Genomic DNA, 21808 nt, shown 5'->3' with positions numbered 1-21808 from the left:
GAAAACATAGACCGCCGCAATGGGCGCGATGACGGTTCACAATATCGCCTCGGCGAGCGGGCACGGCACCATGGTGGGCGTGAGTACATTCATCCCGTCCAGTCCCCTCGCCTTGGCCGAGCAGATTGCAACGCTGAGCGGATCGTTTCCGTCGGTGGCGGTAGTAGCGATCGACGGACCTGATTGTGCACAGCCGTCTCGGCTCGCGGAACTGGTCGGCACCGCCGTCGAGTCGCGCAACAGGCCGAGTGCTGTTGTGTCACTGCACGACTACGTACGGCCGGCTTCGCTGCGATACGAGTTCGGCCACGAGGATACGCTGAGTTACCGCACTATCTGGTTCGACTATCCGGCACTCGATCGTGAAGTGATCACCGCAGCCCGCACAAAACGGGCGTTCTTGCCGAAACTCTGGGACGAACCCACCGATCGATCGGCTCGGTCGACCCGTATCCCCGTCCATGAGCGCGCGGTCATCGTGATCGCCGGTCCGATGTTGCTCGGGCGCGGGCTGGAGTTCGACGTCAGCGTCCGCCTGGACATGAGCGAACCTGCCATGCGGCGGCACACACCGGAGGCAGATCTGTGGACCGTCGAGGCACTCCTCGAACACCGATCAGAAGTGTCCGAGGAGGTCGATTTCGAGGTCAGATACGACCATCCGGCCCGGCCTGCGGTGCGGTCTCGCCAGTGAAGGTCTCACTGCGATTGATCTCACGTCGGCCGACCTCACTTCGGGCGATACAGCCTGGTCAGACCCTCCTGGACGACTGCAGCAACCATATTTCCTCGGCTGTCGAAGATTCGTCCCTGCGTCAGTGCGCGACCGAAGCCCGCTGACGGCGACGTCTGGTCGTACAACAGCCACTCGTCGGCGCGGAACGGCCGCAGGAACCACATGGCGTGATCGAGCGAAGCGCTTTGCATGGCGACGTCCATGTGGGGGCCGCGAGAAGATCCGAGCAGCGTCATGTCGCTCATGTAGGCAAGCGTGCACACGTGAAATACCGGGTCGTCCGGGAGTGCCTCGCGGGAACGGAACCACACTTGCTGCTGCGCGGCAGCGCCCGGACGTTTGTCGATGTCGGCCTTCGGCACCATTCGAAGGTCCCAATCGGACCACTCACGCGCCAGCCACGCAGTCTCGGGATCCTCCGAATCCTGGGCGATGGCCAAGGTCTCGGGGTCAGGAACGGGTGGCATCTCGTCCTGGTGCTCGATGCCTTCGTCTTGGACGTGGAAGGACGCCGACATCGTGAAAATGGCTTGCCCGTCTTGAATTCCGGTGACCAAGCGGGTCGCGAACGATCGACCGTCCCGAACACGATCAACCAGAAAAACCGTCGGCTCCATCGGATTTCCCGGACGCAGGAAATATCCGTGCAACGAATGAACCGAGTAGGCCGGATCGACCGTGCGTACCGCCGACACCAATGCCTGTCCGGCGACCTGGCCGCCGAAAGTGCGGGTCAGGGTGGTCTCCGCGATGATTCCTCGAAAGATGTCCCGCTCGAGGCGTTCCAACTCCAGAATTTCTTCGATCCTCGCCATCGATGCTCCACATCTTCCCGTGTACCGACGTCTACCGACCTTCACACAATGCCTGACGCACCCCCGGCCACCAAAGTGGGCATCCGAAAACACTGAGCGACGGGGCGCATCGACTCAGAATGGCGGTGGATCGTCTCCGCCGTCGAAGGTCCTCCTCTGTGCCTTCTTCATCCGCCGGTGCATTCGTATCCGCTGCCGCCGGCGTTCCCCCCACACACGAGCGGCCTTGTTTTCCAGACGTGTGCGCCGACGCCTACCACCCTCGGGCAGTACAGGCTCGAGCATTCCCGCCAGCAGACCTGACGGCCTCGTTCGGTAGCAATGTCCGGTCGGCGAGGTCAGCATGACGCTGCGGTCCGGGTTCGAGGTGTGCACCCACTGACCGGAGTGCTTGAGGCGGTGATGGTTTCGACAATAGGCACTCAAGTTCGAGGCCACGGTCTTTCCACCACGAGTGGGATCGCGATGATCAAAGGGTTCAGTGTGATCGAGATCTGAATTCCATGCAGCGACATCGCAGTGCAACCACTGGCAGCTTCCTGCGATCACCCGCACCCAGGTGTCGAGGACAGCGCCGGGGCGGTACACGAACGCAGAAGGAACGACGGGCGAAGGTACTGGCTCGCCCTCACCGGCAGACTCGAGCGCGGCATCGGCTGGTACCTTCACCTTCCGAATCAGCGCACCCGCGGCGATGTCACGCGCATGCTCTGCACTGATCACTCCATAACCGTCGAGGTGAGCGGGTTCGTCTGCACCTGGTGCGTCACCGCCCTGAAGCGTTGATTCCAGCATGACCACGTGAACCAACGGCCGACGCACCACCACAATCCCGCTTCGATCTTGTGGGCACTCGTGCCGGCCGCAATCGCACGGCAGAATCGTCGATCCGGATACCAACGCTCCCAATGCGTCAGCTCGTCGTTGCTCGTACTTACGGGAATCGTGTCGACACACCGACATTGCCAACTCCCGCAACCGACGGTCGAAAGCCCGTGCTTCCTCCGCCGGAATACTCCCCAATATCCGCGCCATTCCGTCCTCGGCAGCGCTCACACCCACGAACCGATCAGCCAGGGCGCGGCGTCGACGTTCGCGTATCCCCTCGGGATCCACCACGGCGACGATCCGGTCGATAGCCGCTGTCAATCGGCGACCCGTCAAGCCGGTACCGCCAGGCATCGGGGGCGCCGAGATCTTCTCGAGGAGTTGCCGTTCCACCTCGTCGATCAAATCGTCGGCTACGTTGGCCGTAGCGGAGTCGATCAATCCGACTCGATACAGATCCAGTTCTCCGCGCGCCATGGCGGCACGCGTGCGATGGAGGCGAGTCTTGAGAGAAAAGCCGAGACCGATCAACTTTCCCGCTGCGGCACGGCCCATGGTCAATGCCGCGCCGAGCTCGGCCTCAGCCAGTTCGTGAGCGGTAGACGACCAAGCACCGTTATCAGTGTGGTCAGCGCTGCGACGCTCGAAAAACTCGGCAATGGCAGCCAGTTTCCGTTCCACGAGCATCGATTCGCGCGCATGCAGATCGGCGATGAGATCGATGAGGGCGCAGTCGGATTCAGCACCGGACAGCTGCGCTGCGGTACCCGAACTTCCTACTCCGTCATCGAACATTCCTCAACATTATTCGAATATACGTTCGATATCCATGATTTCCAGGAATCAGTCCGAACAATCCTGATTGACCGAAAATTGTTGCGGAGCAACCTTTGCGGCCACTCGTGTTCCGGCAACGGATTCCCCTACTGAACCAGGGCGTTGATAATGCGGGCAGCTTCGGCCGGGTAGATAGGGCGGTCGGACCCACCACTCAATACCCAGTGGACTGGACTACCTTCGTCTAGGACTCGGAGTTGCACGTCGAGCGGAAACGCATCGATGTCAGCCGAGTCGACTCCAAAGACATGGACAATCTCATGCCCAGGTCGCCCCTCGAACTCGAAGATGTTCTCTACGACCTCGAGCAACTCGACGCTTCCCAACGTGACGCCGAGTTCCTCCGCGAACTCGCGCCGCAGCGCTGCCTCGGCCGTCTCACCGAACTCGATACCGCCACCGATCAATCGATGAAAGTTCTCCCCCGTGACAGAGTCCGTGCCGTCGAGTATGAGTATGTGACCGGAACGGACAGGTATCCCCAGTGAGATGTTACGAATTGACGACATACGACACAGTTTAGGTGGCCAACTCGAACACCATTTTGAATCCGACGACGGCGAATATCACCAAAAGTGATGGGGTGGGCGCAAATACGACTTGGACTTGCCGAGACTCCCGATGACAGACTCGAACACCATTCCCGGACAAAAGAACCCATTGAGGAACCGATGAACGACGCAAGTACCTGGACCGCACGACTCGCCGCACTCGACCTGACCCTCCCGCCTGTTGCCACCCCCGCAGGCTCATACCTCCCCGCCGTTCAGACGGGGTCATACGTCTACACGTCGGGGCAATTGCCGCTCGTCGACGGCACTACGACGTGCATCGGTAAGTTGGGCGAGGGCGTCTCCGTCGAAGACGCCGCCCAGGCGGCGCGGTTGTGCACTCTCAACGGACTCGCGGCAGTCGATTCCTTAGTCGGGCTCGATCGCATCGTTCGGGTCGTCAAGGTCGTTGGATTTGTTGCTTCCGGATCGGGATTTTCGCAGCAACCCCAGGTGATCAACGGTGCGTCCGACCTGCTGGCCGAGATCTTCGGTTCGGCTGGACAACACGCCCGCTCAGCGATCGGCGTCGCCGAACTACCCCGAAACAGTGCCGTCGAGGTCGAGTTCGTGTTCGAGGTATCGGACAGCATCTGATCGGTCTGCCACACCCCGAAGGGGCGGCGGTTGCCAACGCAACCGCCGCCCCTTCGTCTGTGAGGACTTTCAGGCACTGGGCCCGGTCGTCGAACCTGCTGTCACCAACCGCGCTCTGCGAGGCGGTGTCCGACAGGCAGGTCGTCGACGTTGATGCCGACCATTGCCTCGCCGAGTCCGCGCGAGACCTTGGCGAGCACGTCCGGGTCGTCGTAGAACGTGGTGGCCTTGACGATTGCCTCGGCGCGCTGCTTCGGATTGCCGGACTTGAAGATGCCCGATCCGACGAACACGCCCTCGGCGCCGAGCTGCATCATCATCGCAGCGTCTGCCGGCGTGGCGATGCCGCCGGCGGTGAACATGGTGACCGGCAGCTTGCCGGCCTTGGCGACCTCGACGACCAGTTCGTACGGGGCCTGCAGTTCCTTGGCGGCTACGTACAGTTCGTCTTCGCTCAGCGAGGTCAACCGGCGGATCTCGCCGCGGATGGTGCGCATGTGGGTGGTGGCGTTGGAGACGTCTCCGGTGCCTGCTTCACCCTTCGAGCGGATCATGGCCGCGCCTTCGTTGATGCGACGGAGCGCTTCGCCGAGGTTGGTGGCGCCACAGACGAAGGGAGCGGTGAACTTCCACTTGTCGATGTGGTTGGCGTAGTCGGCCGGGGTCAGGACCTCGGACTCGTCGATGTAGTCGACGCCGAGGCTCTGCAGGATCTGCGCTTCGACGAAGTGACCGATGCGTGCCTTCGCCATGACGGGGATGCTGACGGTGGAGATGATGCTGTCGATCATGTCCGGGTCACTCATGCGCGAGACGCCGCCCTGTGCGCGAATGTCTGCGGGAACCCGCTCGAGTGCCATGACGGCGACGGCGCCGGCGTCTTCGGCGATCTTGGCCTGCTCAGCGGTGACCACGTCCATGATCACACCGCCCTTGAGCATTTCAGCCATGCCGCGCTTGACGCGGGCGGTGCCGATGGCGGTGGTGGGGGCAGAGTCGGGGGTGCTCACAGCAAACTCCTGCAGTAGTGGCGTGACGAAAGAAACAAGGCACGGCGAACACACGAGTTCATTCGCGCGGAGGCCTCTGGCCAGAACTCTAGGACGAACCGGCCTTCGATTCCGTATCCAATTTGCCATTGCTGGCCTTAAACTGCCCGCGAGAACTGAACGACCGAAGGATCAGCGGATGGAACGCACTTCCGGATCCTCGGTACCGTCCGCGATCGTCGCCGCTTCCACCAGGAGGTTTGCCAGATCCAACGGGTAGACCGGCTCACCGGACTTGGCCAATTGGCGGATCTCGTCGGCGCTGCACCAGCGATGGCCGGTGATGGCACGCTGCTCCAATTCCGTGTGGCCTTGGAAGACCGGCTCGAAGCCGTGAGTGCGCGTAGCGAAGAACAGCTCTTCCGAACGGATCAGCTCACCGTCGAACGGGAAAATCGCCACACGACGCCAGAGTGGACCTCGCAGATTCTCCGGAGCCACGACGAATCCGGTCTCCTCCTCGATCTCACGAACGGCAGCCGCCCGCAGGTGTTCGCCCCGTTCGAGCCCGCCGCCGACGGTGAACCAGAAGTAAGTGTTCGGGATCTTGGGATCGTGGCCGCGCAACAGCAGCACCCGATCGTCCTCGTCCAGCATCACCACGCGGGCAGAGGTCCGTGACGTATCCACGGTGATGCCCTCGGGCACCGCCGCCGCGGTGGTGCGCTCGGAGATCTCGAAATACTGAGGCAGCGGTGCCGTTCCACCGAGGTGCAGCCAGCGAACAAGTCGACGCGTACGCAACGCGAGAGTGTCTCGCACCGCGTCGTTGTGGAACCGCCGGGCGATCAGCACGCGCGCTTCGGCATCGGCCAACTCGGCCACCAGTTGAGGGCGCAGCGACGTCGTGCCGTAGGCAGCGAGAGCATTGGACAGCCGGTTCTCGGCAAGCTCGCGATCCTGACGATCCGCACGTTCGGCAGCGTCCGCCAAGGTGACGAATCTGCGCGCGTCGTCGGCGTTCATGTCCACCGCCGCCGCGCGGACAACCGCGGCACGACGGGACAGAGCCGCATCGAGCGCCAACCACGACTGATCCGAACGCACATGCAGTCGATCGAGTCGGTTCGCCGTCCCGTACGCCCACAGTCCGACGACCAGGACGACGGCAGCGACGAGCCCGAGAATGAAGATCGTCAGAGCGGAGAAGGTCATGACCCCACCACGCGTACGCCGGTGCCGCCAACCGTGACGGTCTCGTAGACACGCAGGATCTGTTCGGCCACCACCGGCCAGTCGTATTCGGCGACAACACTTGTCGCGGTGTTGACCAGCGCGCGTCGTCGATCCGGGTCGCCGAGGACGGAATCGATTGCCTCGGCCAGGGCATCGGAGTTCCCGATGGGGACCAGCAAGCCGGCCTGGCCGTCGCGAAGAACACGACGGAAGGCGTCCAACTCACTCGCGACGACGGCGGTACCGGCCGCCATGGCCTCGACCAGCACGATCCCGAAGCTCTCACCGCCGAGATTGGGCGCGCAGTAGACGTCCACACTGCGAAGCGCCGACGCTTTCTCCTCGTCACTGACCTGCCCGAGCAGTCGGAGATGCTTGAAGTACTTGCCCGCCTCTTTGCGGAGTTTTTCCTCGTCGCCGCGTCCGACCACGATCACCTCGAGATCCGGGTGACGCTCGACCAACTCCGGCAGTGCACCGAGGAGGACGGCCATCCCCTTGCGCGGTTCGTCGTAGCGCCCGAGGAACAGAATGGTTCCACCCTCGCGCGGATAGCCGGGCAACATGTCGGCCTCGGCAAACGCTGCGACATCGACGCCGTTGGGAATTTCGACCGCGTCGGATCCGAGGGACTCGACCTGCCAACGACGCGCCAACTCCGAGACTGCGATCCGGCCACTGATCTTCTCGAGATACGGAGCCAAGACACCCTGAAAAGTGCTCAGCACCAACGACTTCGTGGTCGACGTGTGGAAGGTGGCGACGATCGGGCCTTCCGCGATACGCAACGCGAGCATGGACAGACTCGGCGCATTGGGTTCGTGGATATGTAGAACGTCGAAGTCACCTTCCGCGATGAACTTGCGGAGGCGGTTGTTCGCCGTCGGGCCGAAAGACAACCGCGCAACAGAACCGTTGTAGGGTATCGCGACGGCTTTACCTGCGGAAACCACAAAATCCGGCAACTCGTCGTCATCGGACGACGGCGCAAGCACACTCACTTTGTGACCACGTTCGATCAGCACCTCGGCCAGATCCACCACGTGCGCCTGGACGCCGCCGGGGACGTCGAAGGAGTACGGGCAGATCATGCCGATTTTCATTCACCCTCCATGCGGGCGAGCCGCGATTCGGAAAGGTCCGAGCGCCACAGCGGTTGAAGCATGTGCCAGTCAGCGGGGTGCGCTGCGATGTTGACCGCGAAACGGTCGGCAAGTGCTTGCGTGGCCGGGCCGACTCCGCCGGATACGTCGATCGGTGGGTCGATCTTGAAACCCCATCCGTCGGGTGTGAACCAGCAGTGGACCGGAAGTAGCGGCGCGCCGGTGTCGATCGCGAGCTTCGCCGGGCCCGCGGGCATCCGAGTAGGTTCGCCGAAGAAGGTGACGGGCACACCCTTCTTCGCCAGATCGCGCTCCCCCAACAGGCACACGATCTTGTTCTCACGCAGATGCTTGGAGAGTTCGACGAACGGTGGATGCTCCCCGCCGCTGAGCGGGAAGATCTCGAAGCCGAGACTCTCGCGATAGTCGACGAACCGTTCGTACAGGGATTCGGGCTTGAGCCGCTCGGCAACGGAGGTCAACCCGCCCCACTGCTGAACGCACCACACGCCGGCCATGTCCCAATTACCGCTGTGAGGCAGCGCCAATACCGCGCCATGACCTGCAGCCATTGCCTTTTCCAGATGCTCCTGGCCCTCGACCAGCGCATGCAGCGCCTTACCTGTCGCGACCAGGTCCATCGACGGAAGACGAAACGCCTCACGCCAATACCGGGCGTACGAGCGCATCGAATCCTTGATCAACTGATCCGGAACTTGCTCCGGCGTCGTGCCCAGAACTCTCGCGAGGTTCTTCCTGAGTTGTTCGGGTCCGCCCTTGCGTACCGCGAAATCCGCTCCGGCGTCGAACAGCTTGACCGCCACCGATTCCGGCAGGCTTCGCACCAGACGCCAACCCGCGGCGTATCCCAGATCTGTTGCACGCTCGGCAAAGCTCATTTCTCTGCCTCGCCGTCCGTGTCCCGCGCACCTTCGACCGTCGATGCGGCCGGGGCGATCGGCAGAAGTTCCCGAGCGCCAGGGGAATTGCGCACCGCGAGCACTCGCTGGAAGACCGTCACGATGCTTCCGGCGGCAAGTACCCACATCGCGATGTGGATTGCCCACGGAAGACCCATACCCGTCAGGCCGGATCCGACCAACACGATGATCAGTCGGTCCGGGCGCTCGATCCACCCGCCGTCCGCAGTCAGCCCGCTCGCCTCCGCACGCGCCTTCGCGTACGAGATGACCTGCGAGGTGACGAGGCAGATGAGCGTCGCGACGAGCAGCCACTTGCTGTTCTCGTGGTAGACCGCCCACCAGGCCAGGCCGGCAAAAATCGCGCCGTCGGCGACGCGGTCGCAGGTCGCGTCCAATACCGCCCCGTACCGCGTTCCGCCGCCGCGAGCACGAGCCATTGCGCCGTCGAGCATGTCGAACATGACGAAGAACCAGATGAACATGGTTCCCCAGAACAGATGTCCGGACGGAAACAGCGTCACCGCACCGGCGACGCTTGCCACCGTGCCGATCACCGTCACCGAGTCCGGCGTCAGACCGGTCTTGACCAGCGCCTTCCCCATAGGTGCCGTCACCTTGGACACCGATGCGCGCCCGAAGAAGCTCAACACCGCAGGAACCCTCCCCGTCGTGAGTTCCGGTTCGGAACTCGTTGCAGCAATGCATCCTGCCATGAAGCCGGATGCGTCAACCTATTGTTGCCAGGCACCGGCGAGTAGTCCCCTGGTCTCCCGCAGCAATTGCGGCATCACCTTGACCCCACCGAGCACGGTGATGAAGTTGGCGTCGCCGCCCCAACGTGGCACTACGTGTTGGTGAAGGTGCTCGGACAGCGAACCGCCCGCAGCGGCACCGAGATTCAGGCCGACGTTGAATCCGTGAGGATTCGACACGCTCTTGATCACCCGCAACGCCTGCTGGGTGAACGCCATCAACTCGGCGCTCTCCTCCGGCGTCAGGTCTTCGAGTGCCGCGACCTTGCGGTACGGAACCACCATCAGGTGCCCCGGGTTGTACGGATACAGGTTCAGAACCGCATAGACATGCTCACCGCGGGCAACGATCAGTCCTTCTTCGTCCGACATCTTCGGAATGTCGATGAACGGTTCACCTGTCGTGCCCGGGGTGTTGGGCGCCTCGGTGATGTACGACATCCGATGCGGCGACCAAATGCGCTGCAAATGGTCAGGGTCACCGACGCCGTGGTCGATCAGCGAACCCGGACCGTCGTCACCGGGGGCGCTCACTGCGCCACGCTTGGCTGCACCAGTTCGGCTGTCGGCGAGGCGTTCTCGCGGCGGCCGATCCACTCGGTGATGATCCGGACGGCGTCGTCGACGGGAATGCCGTTGATCTGCGTGCCGTCACGGAAACGGAAGCTGACCGCGCCGGCCTCCACGTCACGCTCGCCCGCGAGGAGCATGAACGGGACCTTCTGCGTGGTGTGGTTACGGATCTTCTTCTGCATACGGTCGTCACTGAAGTCGACCTCGGCGCGCACACCGGCAGCCTTGAGCTTCTTCGTGACGTCGAACAGGTGATCGGCGAACGCCTCGGCCACCGGGATTCCGACAACCTGCACCGGCGCCAGCCACGCCGGGAACGCGCCCGCGTAGTGCTCGGTCAGGACACCGAAGAACCGCTCGATCGAGCCGAACAGCGCACGGTGGATCATGACCGGACGAGTCTTGACGCCGTCGTTGCCGGTGTATTCGAGCTCGAACCGCTCGGGCAGGTTGAAGTCGAGCTGGATGGTCGACATCTGCCAGGTGCGGCCGAGGGCGTCCTTGACCTGGACGGAAATCTTGGGACCGTAGAAGGCGGCTCCGCCCGGATCCGGCACCAGAGTCAGGCCGGAAGCTTCGCCGACCTCGGCGAGGGTTGCAGTTGCCTCTTCCCAGACGTCGTCGCTACCGACGAATTTGTCCGGGTTCTTGGTGGACAGCTCGAGGTAGAAGTCGTCGAGGCCGTAGTCCTTGAGCAGGTTCAGCACGAACTGCAGCGTGGTGGTCAGCTCGTCGCGCATCTGCTCACGGGTGCAGTAGATGTGAGCGTCGTCCTGGGTCATGCCGCGCACGCGGGTCAGGCCGTGGATGACGCCGGACTTCTCGTAGCGGTAGACCGAGCCGAATTCGAAGAGCCGCAACGGCAATTCACGGTACGAGCGTCCGCGAGCACGGAAGATCAGGTTGTGCATCGGGCAGTTCATCGGCTTGAGGTAGTAGTCCTGGCCCGGCTTGCGCACGGTGCCGTCCTCGTTCAGTTCCTCGTCGACGTGCATCGCCGGGAACATGCCGTCGCGGTACCAGTCGAGGTGACCGGAAACCTCGTACAGATGCCCCTTGGTGATGTGCGGAGTGTTGACGAACTCGTAGCCCGCCTCGATGTGGCGGCTGCGCGAGTAGTTCTCCATCTCGGTGCGGATGATGCCGCCCTTGGGATGGAACACCGGCAGACCCGAACCGAGCTCGTCGGGGAAGCTGAAGAGGTCCAGTTCGGTACCGAGCTTGCGGTGATCACGACGCTCGGCCTCGGCGAGCAGTTCGAGGTATTCGTCCTGAGCCTCGGTGGACTCCCACGCGGTGCCGTAGACACGCTGAAGATCGGCGTTGTCCTGGTTGCCACGCCAGTAGGCGGCGGAGCTTCGGGTCAACTTGAAGGCCGGGATGTGCTTGGTGGTCGGAATGTGCGGGCCGCGGCACAGATCGGACCAGATCTTGTCGCCGGTACGAGGATCGAGATTGTCGTAGATGGTCAGCTCGTTGCCGCCCACCTCCATGATCTCGGGATCGTCGATACCGGACTTGTCGTCGATCAATTCGAGCTTGAACGGCTCGTCGGCCAACTCGACCCGAGCGTCCTCGATCGAATCGACCACTCGACGCGAAAAGCGCTGTGATCCCTTGATGATCTGCTTCATACGCTTTTCGAGCTTGGCCAGATCTTCCGGAGTGAACGGGCGGTCCACCGCGAAGTCGTAGTAGAAGCCGTCCTTGATCGGCGGACCGATGCCGAGCTTCGCGTCGGGGAATTCTTTCTGAACCGCCTGCGCGAGGACGTGGGCCGCGGAGTGCCGGATGACGCTGCGGCCGTCCTCGGTGGATGCTGCCACCGGCTCGACGTCGACATCGACCTCAGGTGTCCACGACAGATCCTTGAGCGTTCCCTCGCCATCGCGGACAACGACGATCACGTCGGGCCCCTTCGTGGGGTATCCGGCTTCGCGCACTGCAGTCCCGGCGGTCGTCCCCGCGGGCACCCGAAGTGGGGCGGCTGAGTGCTCTGGCGCGGGACTGGTCACGGCGATGTGCTCCTAAAGGTATTGCGACAAGTTAGACAGGCGTCGTACCCACTGCGAGCACGCGCACGATCATGTTATCGGCCCTACCGACATGGTGAGACAACCGAGTGAAGGAAACCGGGCCGCGTTCAACTCACAGCGGCGACTCGAGCCACGAGTAGTCCAGGCCCACCCATGTCCCGATCAGGCCGAAAGTGCCGAGCACCCACAAAGTCGCCAAGACGATCACTGTGGTGAACAGAACGCCCAACCCTTTGACGAACAGCGACTGCTTGCCGAACCATTCCATGAACCGGTCGTATCGAGCCTTCGCGAAATGAAGGAGTCGATGTGCCCACGCGAACTCCGACGCCAGGATGCCGAGGCCGGCGAAAACGATGAGCCAACCGGGCCCGGGGTACGGAATAGCCACGATGCCGGCGGCGAACACGATCGTGCCCACGACTCCGACACCGATGCGGTACGCAAGATTGAGGGTGGGCCGCGCGGCGATTCCCGCGCGCCACCGCTCCCAGCGGGACTCTGCGTCCTGGAAGACGGACAGGTCTGAATCGTCGACGGAAGAATCGACCTTTTCGGTACTCAAAGCAGTCACCTTTTCGGTCGCGAAATGTCTCTTCGACCAGGCTACCGAAATCGTCGCCCGGCGACCTGCGACGACGGTCTGCATCCCGAAATAACCGTGCCCTCGAACAGCTGTGCCCTCGACCAGCTGTGCTCTCAAACGACTAAAGGCGTCCCCGATGATCGGGAACGCCTTCAGTGTTTTTCTGTGGTCCCGGCTGGGATCGAACCAGATGTGATATACCTGCTCGGAGAAGCTAACTATATGGTCAGAGGCACCGAGGAGTGCCACACCGTGCCAAGATATGCCAACTTCTGACACTCTAGGGCCCACGTAGGGCCCACGAAATCAAGGAAAACAGCTGCATGGCCAGAAAAGTCTTCGGACGCATTGAAAAGTTGCCGTCAGGCCGGCACCGAGCCCGCCACCCCGACCCCACTCCGGGGAGCGCGGAGCGCATCCCGGCACCCAGCACGTTCAGCACCAAAGGCGCGGCACAGACCTGGCTGAACACGCAGCAGGACGCAATCGCCGGGGGCACCTGGGTACACCCAGATGACGCTGCCGTGACACAGCAGGCCACTCAGGCCGAGAAGGCTCGTAAAGCTGTCGCGTTCGGTGTGTACGCCGAGAAATGGGTCGCCACCAGGACCAATAGCAAGGGCGAGCCGCTACGCCCCCGCACCCGCAAGGAATACGAGCGGATGCTTGGCACAACCGGATCGCTATTCCATTGGTCGGCAACACCCATCAACGAAATACGCCCCGACGCAGTCCGCGAGTGGCGATCTGAACTACTCGCAACTGGAAAGGCCACGGCCACCGCGAGGGCCTACGACTTAATGAAATCGATATTGAAAACAGCCGTAGAAGACGGCCTGATAAGCGCAAACCCATGCAAAATCAAGGGCGGCTCGCTTACCACCACGGGGAAGTCCACAACACCGCCGACCGAGGTCGAGCTGGACATCGTCATCGAAAAGATCGTGCCGAAGTACAAACCATTCGTGATCATCGCCGCCGCCGGTGGCCTGCGATTCGGCGAGGTAATCGGCCTGACCAGCGACGACGTGGCCGTGGAGCGCGACGACGACGACGAGGTGGACGCGGTGCGTATCGCTGTCGTGCGCAGCATCGTCGAAGGCAACGGCATCGCCAAGGTAGCCGGACCTCCGAAGAGCGCCGCAGGGCGACGAATCATCGCAATTTTCGGCCACGACGCCCGGATCGTGGCCGCCCACGTCGAATCCGTGAAACCGGGCGCACTGCTGTGGACAGACCGTAGCGGTGGTTACGTGTCACAAAGCACAGTGAATAACCACTGGAGAAAGGCTCGGGCAGCAGCAGGCCGCTCCGACTTGGCGTTTCACTCGCTACGCCACTATGCAGGAACTCGCTACGCGCAGACCGGCGCGACGGTGGCCGAAACTATGGCGCGGCTGGGACACAGCAGCGTCAAGGCCGCGATGCGCTACCAGCATGCCGGCACCCGTGACGACGAACTCGCCAGGCGCGCTTCACGCCGGTAACACCGGCCACCACCCCGCAAGGGGATTCTCAAGACAAAAAGCAAAGGAGGAGCGTGCCGAGATGACCGGTCATGAATCGTCGAAAACACGATGCTGCACAGGCAATCCGACATAGATTTTCGACTCGGGTCATCGACGACCTATGATCGACCTGCGTAAATGCAGTGGTCGCTCGAGCGTCGTAGACCGATCGATTTTCGAAACCTAAGCGGTCCGGCCACAGGCACTCCGTTACCGCCGAATAGCGGTAGCAATAGGCCCTAAACACGGTCTCCGAAGACGCTGAGTACCGCACGGCCAATTCTCTAGCAGCGGCAAACAACCAGGGCGACACTTCAGTTTTCAAGCACAAGTGGGCCGAACCCATCTTCAACCGGTCATATCGGCTGAGAACCGGCCAGGAACGGCTACGATCGATCAGTTGATGTGGCCGCTCAAGTGCTGATTGGAGGTTCTAACGTGGCTGAGCCCTGGCTGTCCGCCGACGACATCGCCGCCCACCTTGGAATCACGAAGGACACGGTTTACGTATGGATCGCGGAGAAGGCTATGCCTGCCCACAAACTCGGTCGTCTCTGGAAGTTCCAAGCGAGCGAGGTCGACAACTGGGTTCGAAGTGGTGGCGCGGCAACGTCGAGTGAAGATGAAAAGATCGGCTGATACCTAGAAATGTCAGTAGGGCGACCTAGTCTGATCCACTTGTTCGAACCTGGAAGGGAGGTGCCGCGTGAGTGAGAAGTCTGCTCCGACGACGCGTTACGCGCTCTCATTCACTAGCGGTGCCCTCCTCGGCCGCGAAGCGGTCATTGTCGCGCCTTTGTATGTGCGCGAACGCGATTGGTCGATGGTGCGCGCGATCATCGAGCGGGACAACCTCCTGCAAGCCCGCACATCGGCGTCGAGCCGACGTTTCGCGCGCGAAATAGTCCAACGACTCGGCATGCTCACCGACGCTGAGATCGAATTGCTAGTCAATGCGACTGCTACTGAGCGCGGACACCTCTTGTGGGCGGCTGCCTGCCGACGCTACGAACTGATCGGCGAGTTTGCCGAGGAGGTTGTGCGCGAGCGGTTCCTCCTGCTGGCATCCATGCTCACGTATGAGGACTTCGACAGCTTCCTGCGAGGTAAGTCGCTGTGGCATCCCGAGTTGGCTGAGCTCAAGGATTCAACACTGCACAGACTCCGCTCGAATGTGTTTCGGATGTTGAACGAGGCGGGCCTGTTGTCCGATGGCGGTCAGCTACTCCCGGTAGTGCTGTCGCAGCAGGTGGCCAGCGCCTTGTCCGACCGTTGTCCGAGTGACCTGCGGTTCTTCCCTACCCATGATGACGCGACGAGGGGATTCGAGCGGTGACTCCCACCGAATTTTCAAGGCAAGAGGAGCACGTGTTTGCCGTGCTCAGAGGGAAACGTTTCCTCCAGATGGAGGGCCTGAGCAACGAGGTTCCGTTCTTCATCTATCCCTACAGCCCAGAGAACGCCCTTGCGGTCGCCGGGTCCACGCGCCGCATCCAGAATCGGCTACGCAACGAGGGTGTCGAGGTACTTGAGATCAACCTCTATGACCTGTCGGTGGAGGTCCTCAAGGAGCGCGGGGTCTGGGACCGCCTGCTCGCGCTGGAACCGGAGCAGGACAAGGACGACTTCCGTGAGCTGCTTCAGGGGATGCTCGATCCGCAGCTGCACCTCGCGCCCGCGATCCGCGCCAAACTGGCCGAAAGCGACTTCGACATTTTCTTTCTCACCGGTATTGGCGAGGTCTTTCCGTATATCCGCTCGCATAATGTGCTCAACAACTTGCAGAGCGTCGTGACGGGCAAGCCGATGCTTATGTATTTCCCTGGACGTTACGAACAATCCGACACGTTGGGGTCTTCGCTCGTGCTGTTCGGGCGACTCAAAGATGACCAGTACTACCGAGCCAAGAACATCTTGGAACAGGAGGCTTGACTCGATGAAGCTGAACGAGATCTTCGCCAAGGACGTCCAACGCCCGATCGAAGGCGTCATCAAAGCAGATGACACTGCACATCTGGGTATCGAGGTCGACGAGTACGTCCTGACCAACGAGGCGGCCAAGGGCCTGGAACTTCTGCTCGAGGCGTACACGAACTACACCAACGCCAATGGCGTGTGGATCTCGGGTTTCTTCGGGTCTGGTAAGTCTCACTTGCTCAAGATGCTCGCCCATTTGCTCGGTGATGTGGAGGGTCAGGACTTCTCGCGTGAGCAGGTAGCGGCGAGCTTCCGCTCCAAGGCGGAGGGCGGGTTCCTGCCCGGCTCGTTAACCAAGGCGGAGCGCATCCCGGCCAAGAGCCTGCTGTTCAATATCGATCAGAAGGCAACCGTGATTTCGAAGGATCAGAGCGATGCCTTGTTAAAGGTGTTCGTCAAGGTTTTCGACGAAAGCCGCGGCTACTACGGAAACCAGGGTCACGTCGCCCGATTCGAACGGGACTTGGACAACCGAGGTCAGTACGAGTCGTTCAAATCCACGTACGCGCGGATCGCGGGACGCGACTGGCTGCAGGGCCGTGAGGAGGGTGTACTCGAGGAGATCAATGTCGCCAAGGCGTACGCCGAGATCAGCGGTCAGTCCGAGGGAACTCCGTCGAACATCCTTACCAAGTACCGCAATGAGTACTCGGTGTCGATCGAGAATTTCGCCGACGAGATCAAGACATGGCTCGATCGTCAGGAGCCGGGCTTCCGGTTGAATTTCTACGTCGACGAAGTCGGCCAGTTCATAGGCTCGAATACGCACTTGATGCTGAACCTTCAGACGATCGCGGAGTCGTTGAATACCAAGTGTCAGGGCCGGGCGTGGGTGTTCGTCACCTCGCAGGAGGACATGGACAAAATCGTCGGTGACCGCACCAAACAGCAGGGCAATGACTTCTCCAAGATTCAGGCCCGCTTCGCCACTCGCGTCAAGCTCACCAGTGCAGACGTCGAGGAAGTCATCCGTAAGCGGCTGTTGGAGAAGAATGAGGTGGGCGAGTCCGCCCTGCAGGCGATCTACGCTGCCGAGTCGGCCAACTTCAAGACTCTGTTCGACTTCGTCGACGGTGCGAAAACTTACCGTAACTACACCGACGAGATGCACTTCGTCGGTACATACCCGTTCGTCAGTTACCAGTTCCCGCTCTTCCAAGCGGCGATCGAAGGTATCTCGGACCACAACGTGTTCGAGGGCCGCAACAGCTCGGTTGGCGAGCGCTCTATGCTCGGGGTCGTCCAGCAGGTCGCCAAGGATATCGGCAATGTCGAGGTGGGGCGCCTCGCGACGTTTGACCATATGTTCGCGGGCATCCGCGCCTCGTTGAAATCTTCGGCGCAGCGCGCCATTGACCGTTCACAGAGGGATCTCCCCGATCCTGAATCGGATATTACGAAACTTGCCGTGCGCCTTCTCAAGGCGATGTTCCTGGTCAAGTACGTCGAGGGCTTCCATGCCACCCCACGCAACCTCACTGTCCTGGTCTACGACAGGTTCGGACTCGATCTTCCTGTTCTGTCCAAGCAGGTCCAGGAGGCCCTGACGTTGTTGGAGACGCAGACGTATGTCCAGCGAAACGGCAACGTCTACTCGTACCTGACCAATGAAGAACAGGTCATCGAAGAAGAGATCAAGAACGTCGACATCGACGCTTCCGAAGTCAGCGGTCGCCTGTCCAAGATCCTGTCGGGCGATGTCATTCGCACCTACAAACTGCGATACGCCAAAAACGGGCAGGACTTTACATTCGGTTACAAACTCGACGACCAAGTGCATGGTCCGCAGCGCGAGCTGACAGTGCACTTCATCACTCCGGAGTACCCGTTCGAGCCCGAAGAGATCCGGATGCACAGCGCGGGCAAGGACGAGTTGCGGGTTATCCTCGAGCCCGACGAACGTGTCTTACCGGATGTGCGGTTGCTGATCAAGACCGAAAAATACACCAAACGCAAGCAGACGACGTCGCTCTCGGCGATCGAGGACCAGATTCTGCGCTCGAAAGCGACGCACAACGTCGAACGCGAGAAAGAGCTGGTCGAGCGTATCCGCCGTGCCATCGGTAAGGCGGAACTCGTCATCAATGCCGCTGATGTGACCTCCACGTCGCAGGACGCCGTTGCCCGTGTGACCGACGGTTTTCAGAACCTCGTCAGCCGAACCTATACCCAGCTCAAACTGCTCGGCGGATCCACTTACAGCGAGCAGCAAGTCGCCGCGTTCGCGAATCCCGATCAGCAGAGTCTGATCGACGATCCATTCCTGTCGACGCTCTCTGCCCCCGGAGACGAGGTGCTGTCGTACGTGCTGCAGCGCGACCGACTCGGTGAGCAGGTGACCGTGAAAACGATCGTGGATGCGTTCCAGTCCAAGCCTTACGGCTGGGACGCCACCTCGATCGAGGTGGTCACTGCCTGGCTTGTGGGCACCTCGAAGGTCACCATCATCGTCGACGGCAACGCCCTCAAACGCGCCGAAGTCGCTGCAGTGCTGCGTAACACACACAAACGCTCGCATGCAGTAGTCGCCCCGCAGAAGATTTTCGACGAGCGCAAGGTCACGGATTTCCGCAAGTTCTGTACCGACTTCTTCGACGAGGCAATCGCACCGAAAGACCCGCTGGAGCTGGCCCGGCACGGCAGCGACAAGTTGCGCGCAAAGTTCTACGAGCTGAATGCACGAATGGATGGGTCGAAGTATCCGTTCGTGGAGCAGTTGTCGGCCCCGATCGCACTACTCGAACAATCAGTAAACAAGCCGGATGAGTGGTACCTAACCGAATTCGCGCTTGGTGACGAGCTACTCGACGCCAAAGAATCCGTGATCGACCCGATTCAGTCATTCCTCAGCGGTGGTCAGCATGAAATCTACGACACCGCAGTCGCCTTGCTCACTGCGAACGCGAACAATCTCAGTTACCTACCTGATGGCAGCGACAGCGATGTTAAACGTCTGCTCGACGACCCCAACGGCTTCCGTGGTAATCGTATGACTCAGCTCAAGCAAGCCGCGGGAGCTCTCGGCCGACAGATCGATGAAGCCCTCGCAGCGAACCGTGCGACGGTCATCGAGAGTATCGGTGGCCGGAAATCCAAGGTTCTCGGCAGCAGCTATTACGAGAATTCCTCAGAAGACGCACGCCAGCGGGCCGTGTATGAGATCGATCAAATCGTCGACCGTGTCCAGCAGGAAACGCAGATCGCTCTAGTCCGTGAGGTGGGAAACACCTTCGAAGAGAAGACCTATCCCGCACTACTCGATCAACTCGCATCCTCTACACGCCCAACAGGCGGAGAAAATGATCCCGAGCCTGCACCTGCCAAACAGACCGTCTCGGTCAAGACGATCACGGCACTCGGCGTTCACGGCGTTCTCGAGACCTCTGCAGATATCGACAATTATCTTGACGCACTCCGTATCGCTCTGGTGTCCACGCTCAACGATGGAAAGCGAATCGCACTCTGATGGAAACCGCTCCGCTGAAGTCCTTCGCCACTTGGGCACGCACCACACTCATCTCTGAGGTCACGGCCCGCATCGCAGTAGTGCTCGCGCCTGGATCGTCCGCGCGGGTGGAGCGATCAAACGTAGTCACAACACTGGAAAAAGTCATTCAATCTGCGGGCGGCGGCGAGCTGGGTCGCGCCTCTGTCGCAGACATGGTGGCATATACCTGGTTCAACCGCATCATCGCGCTGCGATTCATGGACGCCAACAGTTATACCGGTATCGGTATCGTCTCACCTGAACGAGGCCGCGACAGCGGTCAGCCGGAAATCCTTGCTGAAGCCAAGCGAGGGAACATCGATAGCTCGGTCGTCAGCAACCAGCACACCGTAGAGACTGTGACGAACCTGCTCAACGGCACGCGCCGCAGCGAAGACCCACAGGGTGAGGCCTTCTCACTGCTGCTCGCGAACTACTGTCGGTTCTGGAATCGCTCTATGCCGTTCATGTTCGAACGCGACGGTGATTTCACTGAGTTGCTGATGCCCGGGAATCTGCTCGCCGACGACTCGGTGATGGCCAGCGCAGTGACGGTACTCACCGAAGAGGTCTGCAAGGACGTCGAGGTGATCGGCTGGTTATACCAGTTCTATATCTCCGAGCGTAAGGACGAAGTTTTCGCGGGGTTCAAGAAGAACAAGAAGGCCGGCGCCGCCGAGATCCCTGCCGCCACACAACTCTTCACACCTGACTGGATTGTCCGCTACGTCGTCGAGAACTCCCTCGGACGCCTCTGGTTGCTCAACCGGCCTACGTCCCGGATCGCCGACCAAATGAAGTATTACATCGCTCCTGTCGACGAAGAGATCGACTTCCTGAAGATCTCCAGCCCTGAAGACTTGAAGATCATTGACCCCGCATGTGGCTCCGGCCACATGCTCACTTACGCATTCGACCTTCTCTACGCGATCTATGACGAAGAAGGAACTGATCCTGCCGACATCCCCGGGTTGATCCTCGCCAACAACCTTTTTGGTACTGAGATCGATCCGCGCGCGGGGGCCTTGGCCGCATTCGCACTTACCATGAAGGCCCGCTCGTACCAGCGCACGTTCTTCACCAAGCAAGTTAAGCCGAACATTTGTGTAATAAAGTCGATATCCTTCTCACCGGCCGAACTTGGCACACTTGCAATCCCCGGTGGCGACCCCGCTGATGAGGAGGCGTTCTGGAACCAGTTCCAATACGCAGACATTTTAGGGTCACTCATCCAGCCAGAAGAGAAATTAATAGGGGCGCTCAAGCGGCACATAAACACACAGGAGGAGACCTATAAAGGACGATTAGTGGGGGATATCTACGCACGCGCCACTCAGGCATTGACTCAAGCCGAATATTTATCGTCTGGATATCATGTAGCCGTCGCAAATCCACCGTACATGGGCCGCAAGAACATGAACAATATTCTCGCCGCGTTTGCAGGTCAAAAATATCCAGATACCAAGACTGACCTATTTTCGATGTTTATCGAGCGATGCTGCAATTTATGTCTAGATCGGGGACAACTTGGATTCATGACCCCTTTTGTGTGGATGTTCATCTCATCGTACAACAAACTGAGGCAGAAACTTACTCAACATGCCACGATCACAAGCCTAATTCAGCTAGAATATTCTGGATTCGAAGGTGCCACTGTACCAATCTGCACTTTCACAATCGAGAATTCAGCACATCCTGGATACAGTGGAAGCTACATAAAACTTTCAGATTTTGTTGGATCAGAATTACAGAAACCGAAAGCTCTGGAAGCCATACAGAATCCAGATGTAAACTGGTTCTATCGAGCAAAGTCTCAGGATTACGAAAATATCCCTGGTACACCGATCGCATACTCACTGCCAAAAAACGCAATTCGCGCATACAGAGAATTTGACAATTTCGGAAGCCATTCCTACGGGCAACCGGGACTTCAAACCAGCGACAACGCTAGATTTGTGCGTCTTTGGCATGAGGTCGATACATGCAGTTTCAACTACAGAGCCCTGTCGTCCAGAGAAGCACAATCATCAAGAGCGCGATGGTTTCCATTGGTTAAGGGCGGTGAATTCAGGAAGTGGTACGGAAATCTTGAGTACGTTGTAGACTGGGAGGATTCTGGTGCCAGAATCAAGGATTCGATAAACAAAAATATCCATATCTAAACGGAAATATCGACTATGTCGTAAAGGATAGAGGGTACTTTTTCCGTCCATCTATAAATTACAACAAATAACATCTGGGCGTTTCACAGCAAGATATGCTCCCGCCGGCACA

At 60.3% G+C, this 21808-nt stretch carries 19 protein-coding genes; 8 read left to right on the top strand and 11 right to left on the bottom strand.

The genetic code is table 11. The annotated features are described in order from the left end of the window. Window positions 1-70 precede the first annotated feature (70 nt). Window positions 71-694: a hypothetical protein gene (locus A0W34_RS13935; protein ID WP_064688895.1), complete on the top strand. Its 624-nt coding sequence runs from the start codon at window positions 71-73 to the stop codon at window positions 692-694. A gap of 35 nt (window positions 695-729) precedes the next feature. Here A0W34_RS13935 and A0W34_RS13930 read toward each other — a convergent pair whose 3' ends face one another. The 3 genes from A0W34_RS13930 to A0W34_RS13920 all read right to left on the bottom strand — a co-directional run bounded on the left by A0W34_RS13930 (window position 730) and on the right by A0W34_RS13920 (window position 3725). Next, window positions 730-1551, bottom strand: coding sequence for an acyl-CoA thioesterase (locus A0W34_RS13930; RefSeq protein ID WP_003943337.1), 822 nt, complete (start codon window positions 1549-1551; stop codon window positions 730-732). Between the two features lie 114 nt (window positions 1552-1665). After that, complete coding sequence (locus A0W34_RS13925) at window positions 1666-3174, bottom strand: HNH endonuclease signature motif containing protein (protein WP_058038729.1); 1509 nt, start codon at window positions 3172-3174, stop codon at window positions 1666-1668. 128 nt (window positions 3175-3302) lie between these two features. After that, window positions 3303-3725, bottom strand: a complete 423-nt coding sequence (locus A0W34_RS13920) for an NUDIX domain-containing protein (protein ID WP_030536863.1) — start codon at window positions 3723-3725, stop codon at window positions 3303-3305. 162 nt (window positions 3726-3887) lie between these two features. Between A0W34_RS13920 and A0W34_RS13915 the strand changes: the two genes are divergently transcribed. Further along, window positions 3888-4364 carry a RidA family protein gene (locus tag A0W34_RS13915; RefSeq protein ID WP_058038728.1) on the top strand — a complete coding sequence of 159 codons (477 nt, stop codon included), beginning with the start codon at window positions 3888-3890 and terminating at the stop codon, window positions 4362-4364. Window positions 4365-4465: 101 nt separating this feature from the next. Here A0W34_RS13915 and pdxS read toward each other — a convergent pair whose 3' ends face one another. The 8 genes from pdxS to A0W34_RS13875 form a co-directional block, all read right to left on the bottom strand. After that, the gene (gene pdxS, locus A0W34_RS13910; RefSeq protein ID WP_003943338.1) at window positions 4466-5374 is read right to left on the bottom strand and encodes a pyridoxal 5'-phosphate synthase lyase subunit PdxS; all 909 of its coding nucleotides are present in this window, start codon (window positions 5372-5374) and stop codon (window positions 4466-4468) included. A gap of 171 nt (window positions 5375-5545) precedes the next feature. Further along, complete coding sequence (locus A0W34_RS13905) at window positions 5546-6568, bottom strand: NUDIX hydrolase (RefSeq protein ID WP_047269324.1); 1023 nt, start codon at window positions 6566-6568, stop codon at window positions 5546-5548. Continuing rightward, window positions 6565-7692 carry a glycosyltransferase family 4 protein gene (locus A0W34_RS13900; protein WP_047269325.1) on the bottom strand — a complete coding sequence of 376 codons (1128 nt, stop codon included), beginning with the start codon at window positions 7690-7692 and terminating at the stop codon, window positions 6565-6567. Before A0W34_RS13900 ends, A0W34_RS13905 begins: the two co-directional genes overlap by 4 nt. Further along, window positions 7689-8591 (bottom strand): phosphatidylinositol mannoside acyltransferase, encoded by a 903-nt coding sequence (locus A0W34_RS13895; RefSeq protein ID WP_030536867.1) that lies wholly within the window; start codon window positions 8589-8591, stop codon window positions 7689-7691. The genes A0W34_RS13900 and A0W34_RS13895 overlap by 4 nt, the downstream gene beginning before the upstream one ends. Then, on the bottom strand, window positions 8588-9265 hold the full coding sequence (gene pgsA, locus A0W34_RS13890; protein WP_081558806.1) for a phosphatidylinositol phosphate synthase: 678 nt from the start codon (window positions 9263-9265) through the stop codon (window positions 8588-8590). Before pgsA ends, A0W34_RS13895 begins: the two co-directional genes overlap by 4 nt. An 81-nt stretch (window positions 9266-9346) precedes the next feature. Then, window positions 9347-9901: an HIT family protein gene (locus tag A0W34_RS13885; RefSeq protein ID WP_003943307.1), complete on the bottom strand. Its 555-nt coding sequence runs from the start codon at window positions 9899-9901 to the stop codon at window positions 9347-9349. Continuing rightward, window positions 9898-11955 (bottom strand): threonine--tRNA ligase, encoded by a 2058-nt coding sequence (gene thrS / locus A0W34_RS13880; protein WP_007732914.1) that lies wholly within the window; start codon window positions 11953-11955, stop codon window positions 9898-9900. Before thrS ends, A0W34_RS13885 begins: the two co-directional genes overlap by 4 nt. A gap of 133 nt (window positions 11956-12088) precedes the next feature. After that, a complete protein-coding gene (locus tag A0W34_RS13875) occupies window positions 12089-12499 on the bottom strand; it encodes a TIGR02611 family protein (protein WP_085989954.1) in 411 nt (136 codons plus the stop codon). A 386-nt stretch (window positions 12500-12885) separates the two neighbouring features. Between A0W34_RS13875 and A0W34_RS13870 the strand changes: the two genes are divergently transcribed. The 6 genes from A0W34_RS13870 to pglX all read left to right on the top strand — a co-directional run bounded on the left by A0W34_RS13870 (window position 12886) and on the right by pglX (window position 21696). Next, the gene (locus A0W34_RS13870) at window positions 12886-14049 is read left to right on the top strand and encodes a tyrosine-type recombinase/integrase (protein WP_020907626.1); all 1164 of its coding nucleotides are present in this window, start codon (window positions 12886-12888) and stop codon (window positions 14047-14049) included. Window positions 14050-14508: 459 nt separating this feature from the next. After that, a complete protein-coding gene (locus tag A0W34_RS13865) occupies window positions 14509-14709 on the top strand; it encodes a helix-turn-helix domain-containing protein (RefSeq protein ID WP_041815943.1) in 201 nt (66 codons plus the stop codon). A 67-nt stretch (window positions 14710-14776) separates the two neighbouring features. Then, window positions 14777-15406, top strand: coding sequence for a DUF1819 family protein (locus A0W34_RS13860; protein WP_020907624.1), 630 nt, complete (start codon window positions 14777-14779; stop codon window positions 15404-15406). Further along, window positions 15403-16002, top strand: coding sequence for a DUF1788 domain-containing protein (locus A0W34_RS13855; protein ID WP_020907623.1), 600 nt, complete (start codon window positions 15403-15405; stop codon window positions 16000-16002). Before A0W34_RS13860 ends, A0W34_RS13855 begins: the two co-directional genes overlap by 4 nt. A 4-nt stretch (window positions 16003-16006) precedes the next feature. After that, a complete protein-coding gene (brxC, locus tag A0W34_RS13850) occupies window positions 16007-19513 on the top strand; it encodes a BREX system P-loop protein BrxC (protein ID WP_081557823.1) in 3507 nt (1168 codons plus the stop codon). Further along, the gene (pglX, locus tag A0W34_RS33185) at window positions 19513-21696 is read left to right on the top strand and encodes a BREX-1 system adenine-specific DNA-methyltransferase PglX (protein ID WP_198035699.1); all 2184 of its coding nucleotides are present in this window, start codon (window positions 19513-19515) and stop codon (window positions 21694-21696) included. Before brxC ends, pglX begins: the two co-directional genes overlap by 1 nt. The last annotated feature ends 112 nt before the right edge of the window (window positions 21697-21808 follow it).

Origin of the sequence: Rhodococcus sp. BH4 (assembly GCF_002079265.1) — a bacterium.
In the GTDB taxonomy this organism is placed as follows: Bacteria; Actinomycetota; Actinomycetes; order Mycobacteriales; family Mycobacteriaceae; genus Rhodococcus_F; species Rhodococcus_F qingshengii.
This window is presented reverse-complemented; position numbering and strand designations above follow the sequence as displayed.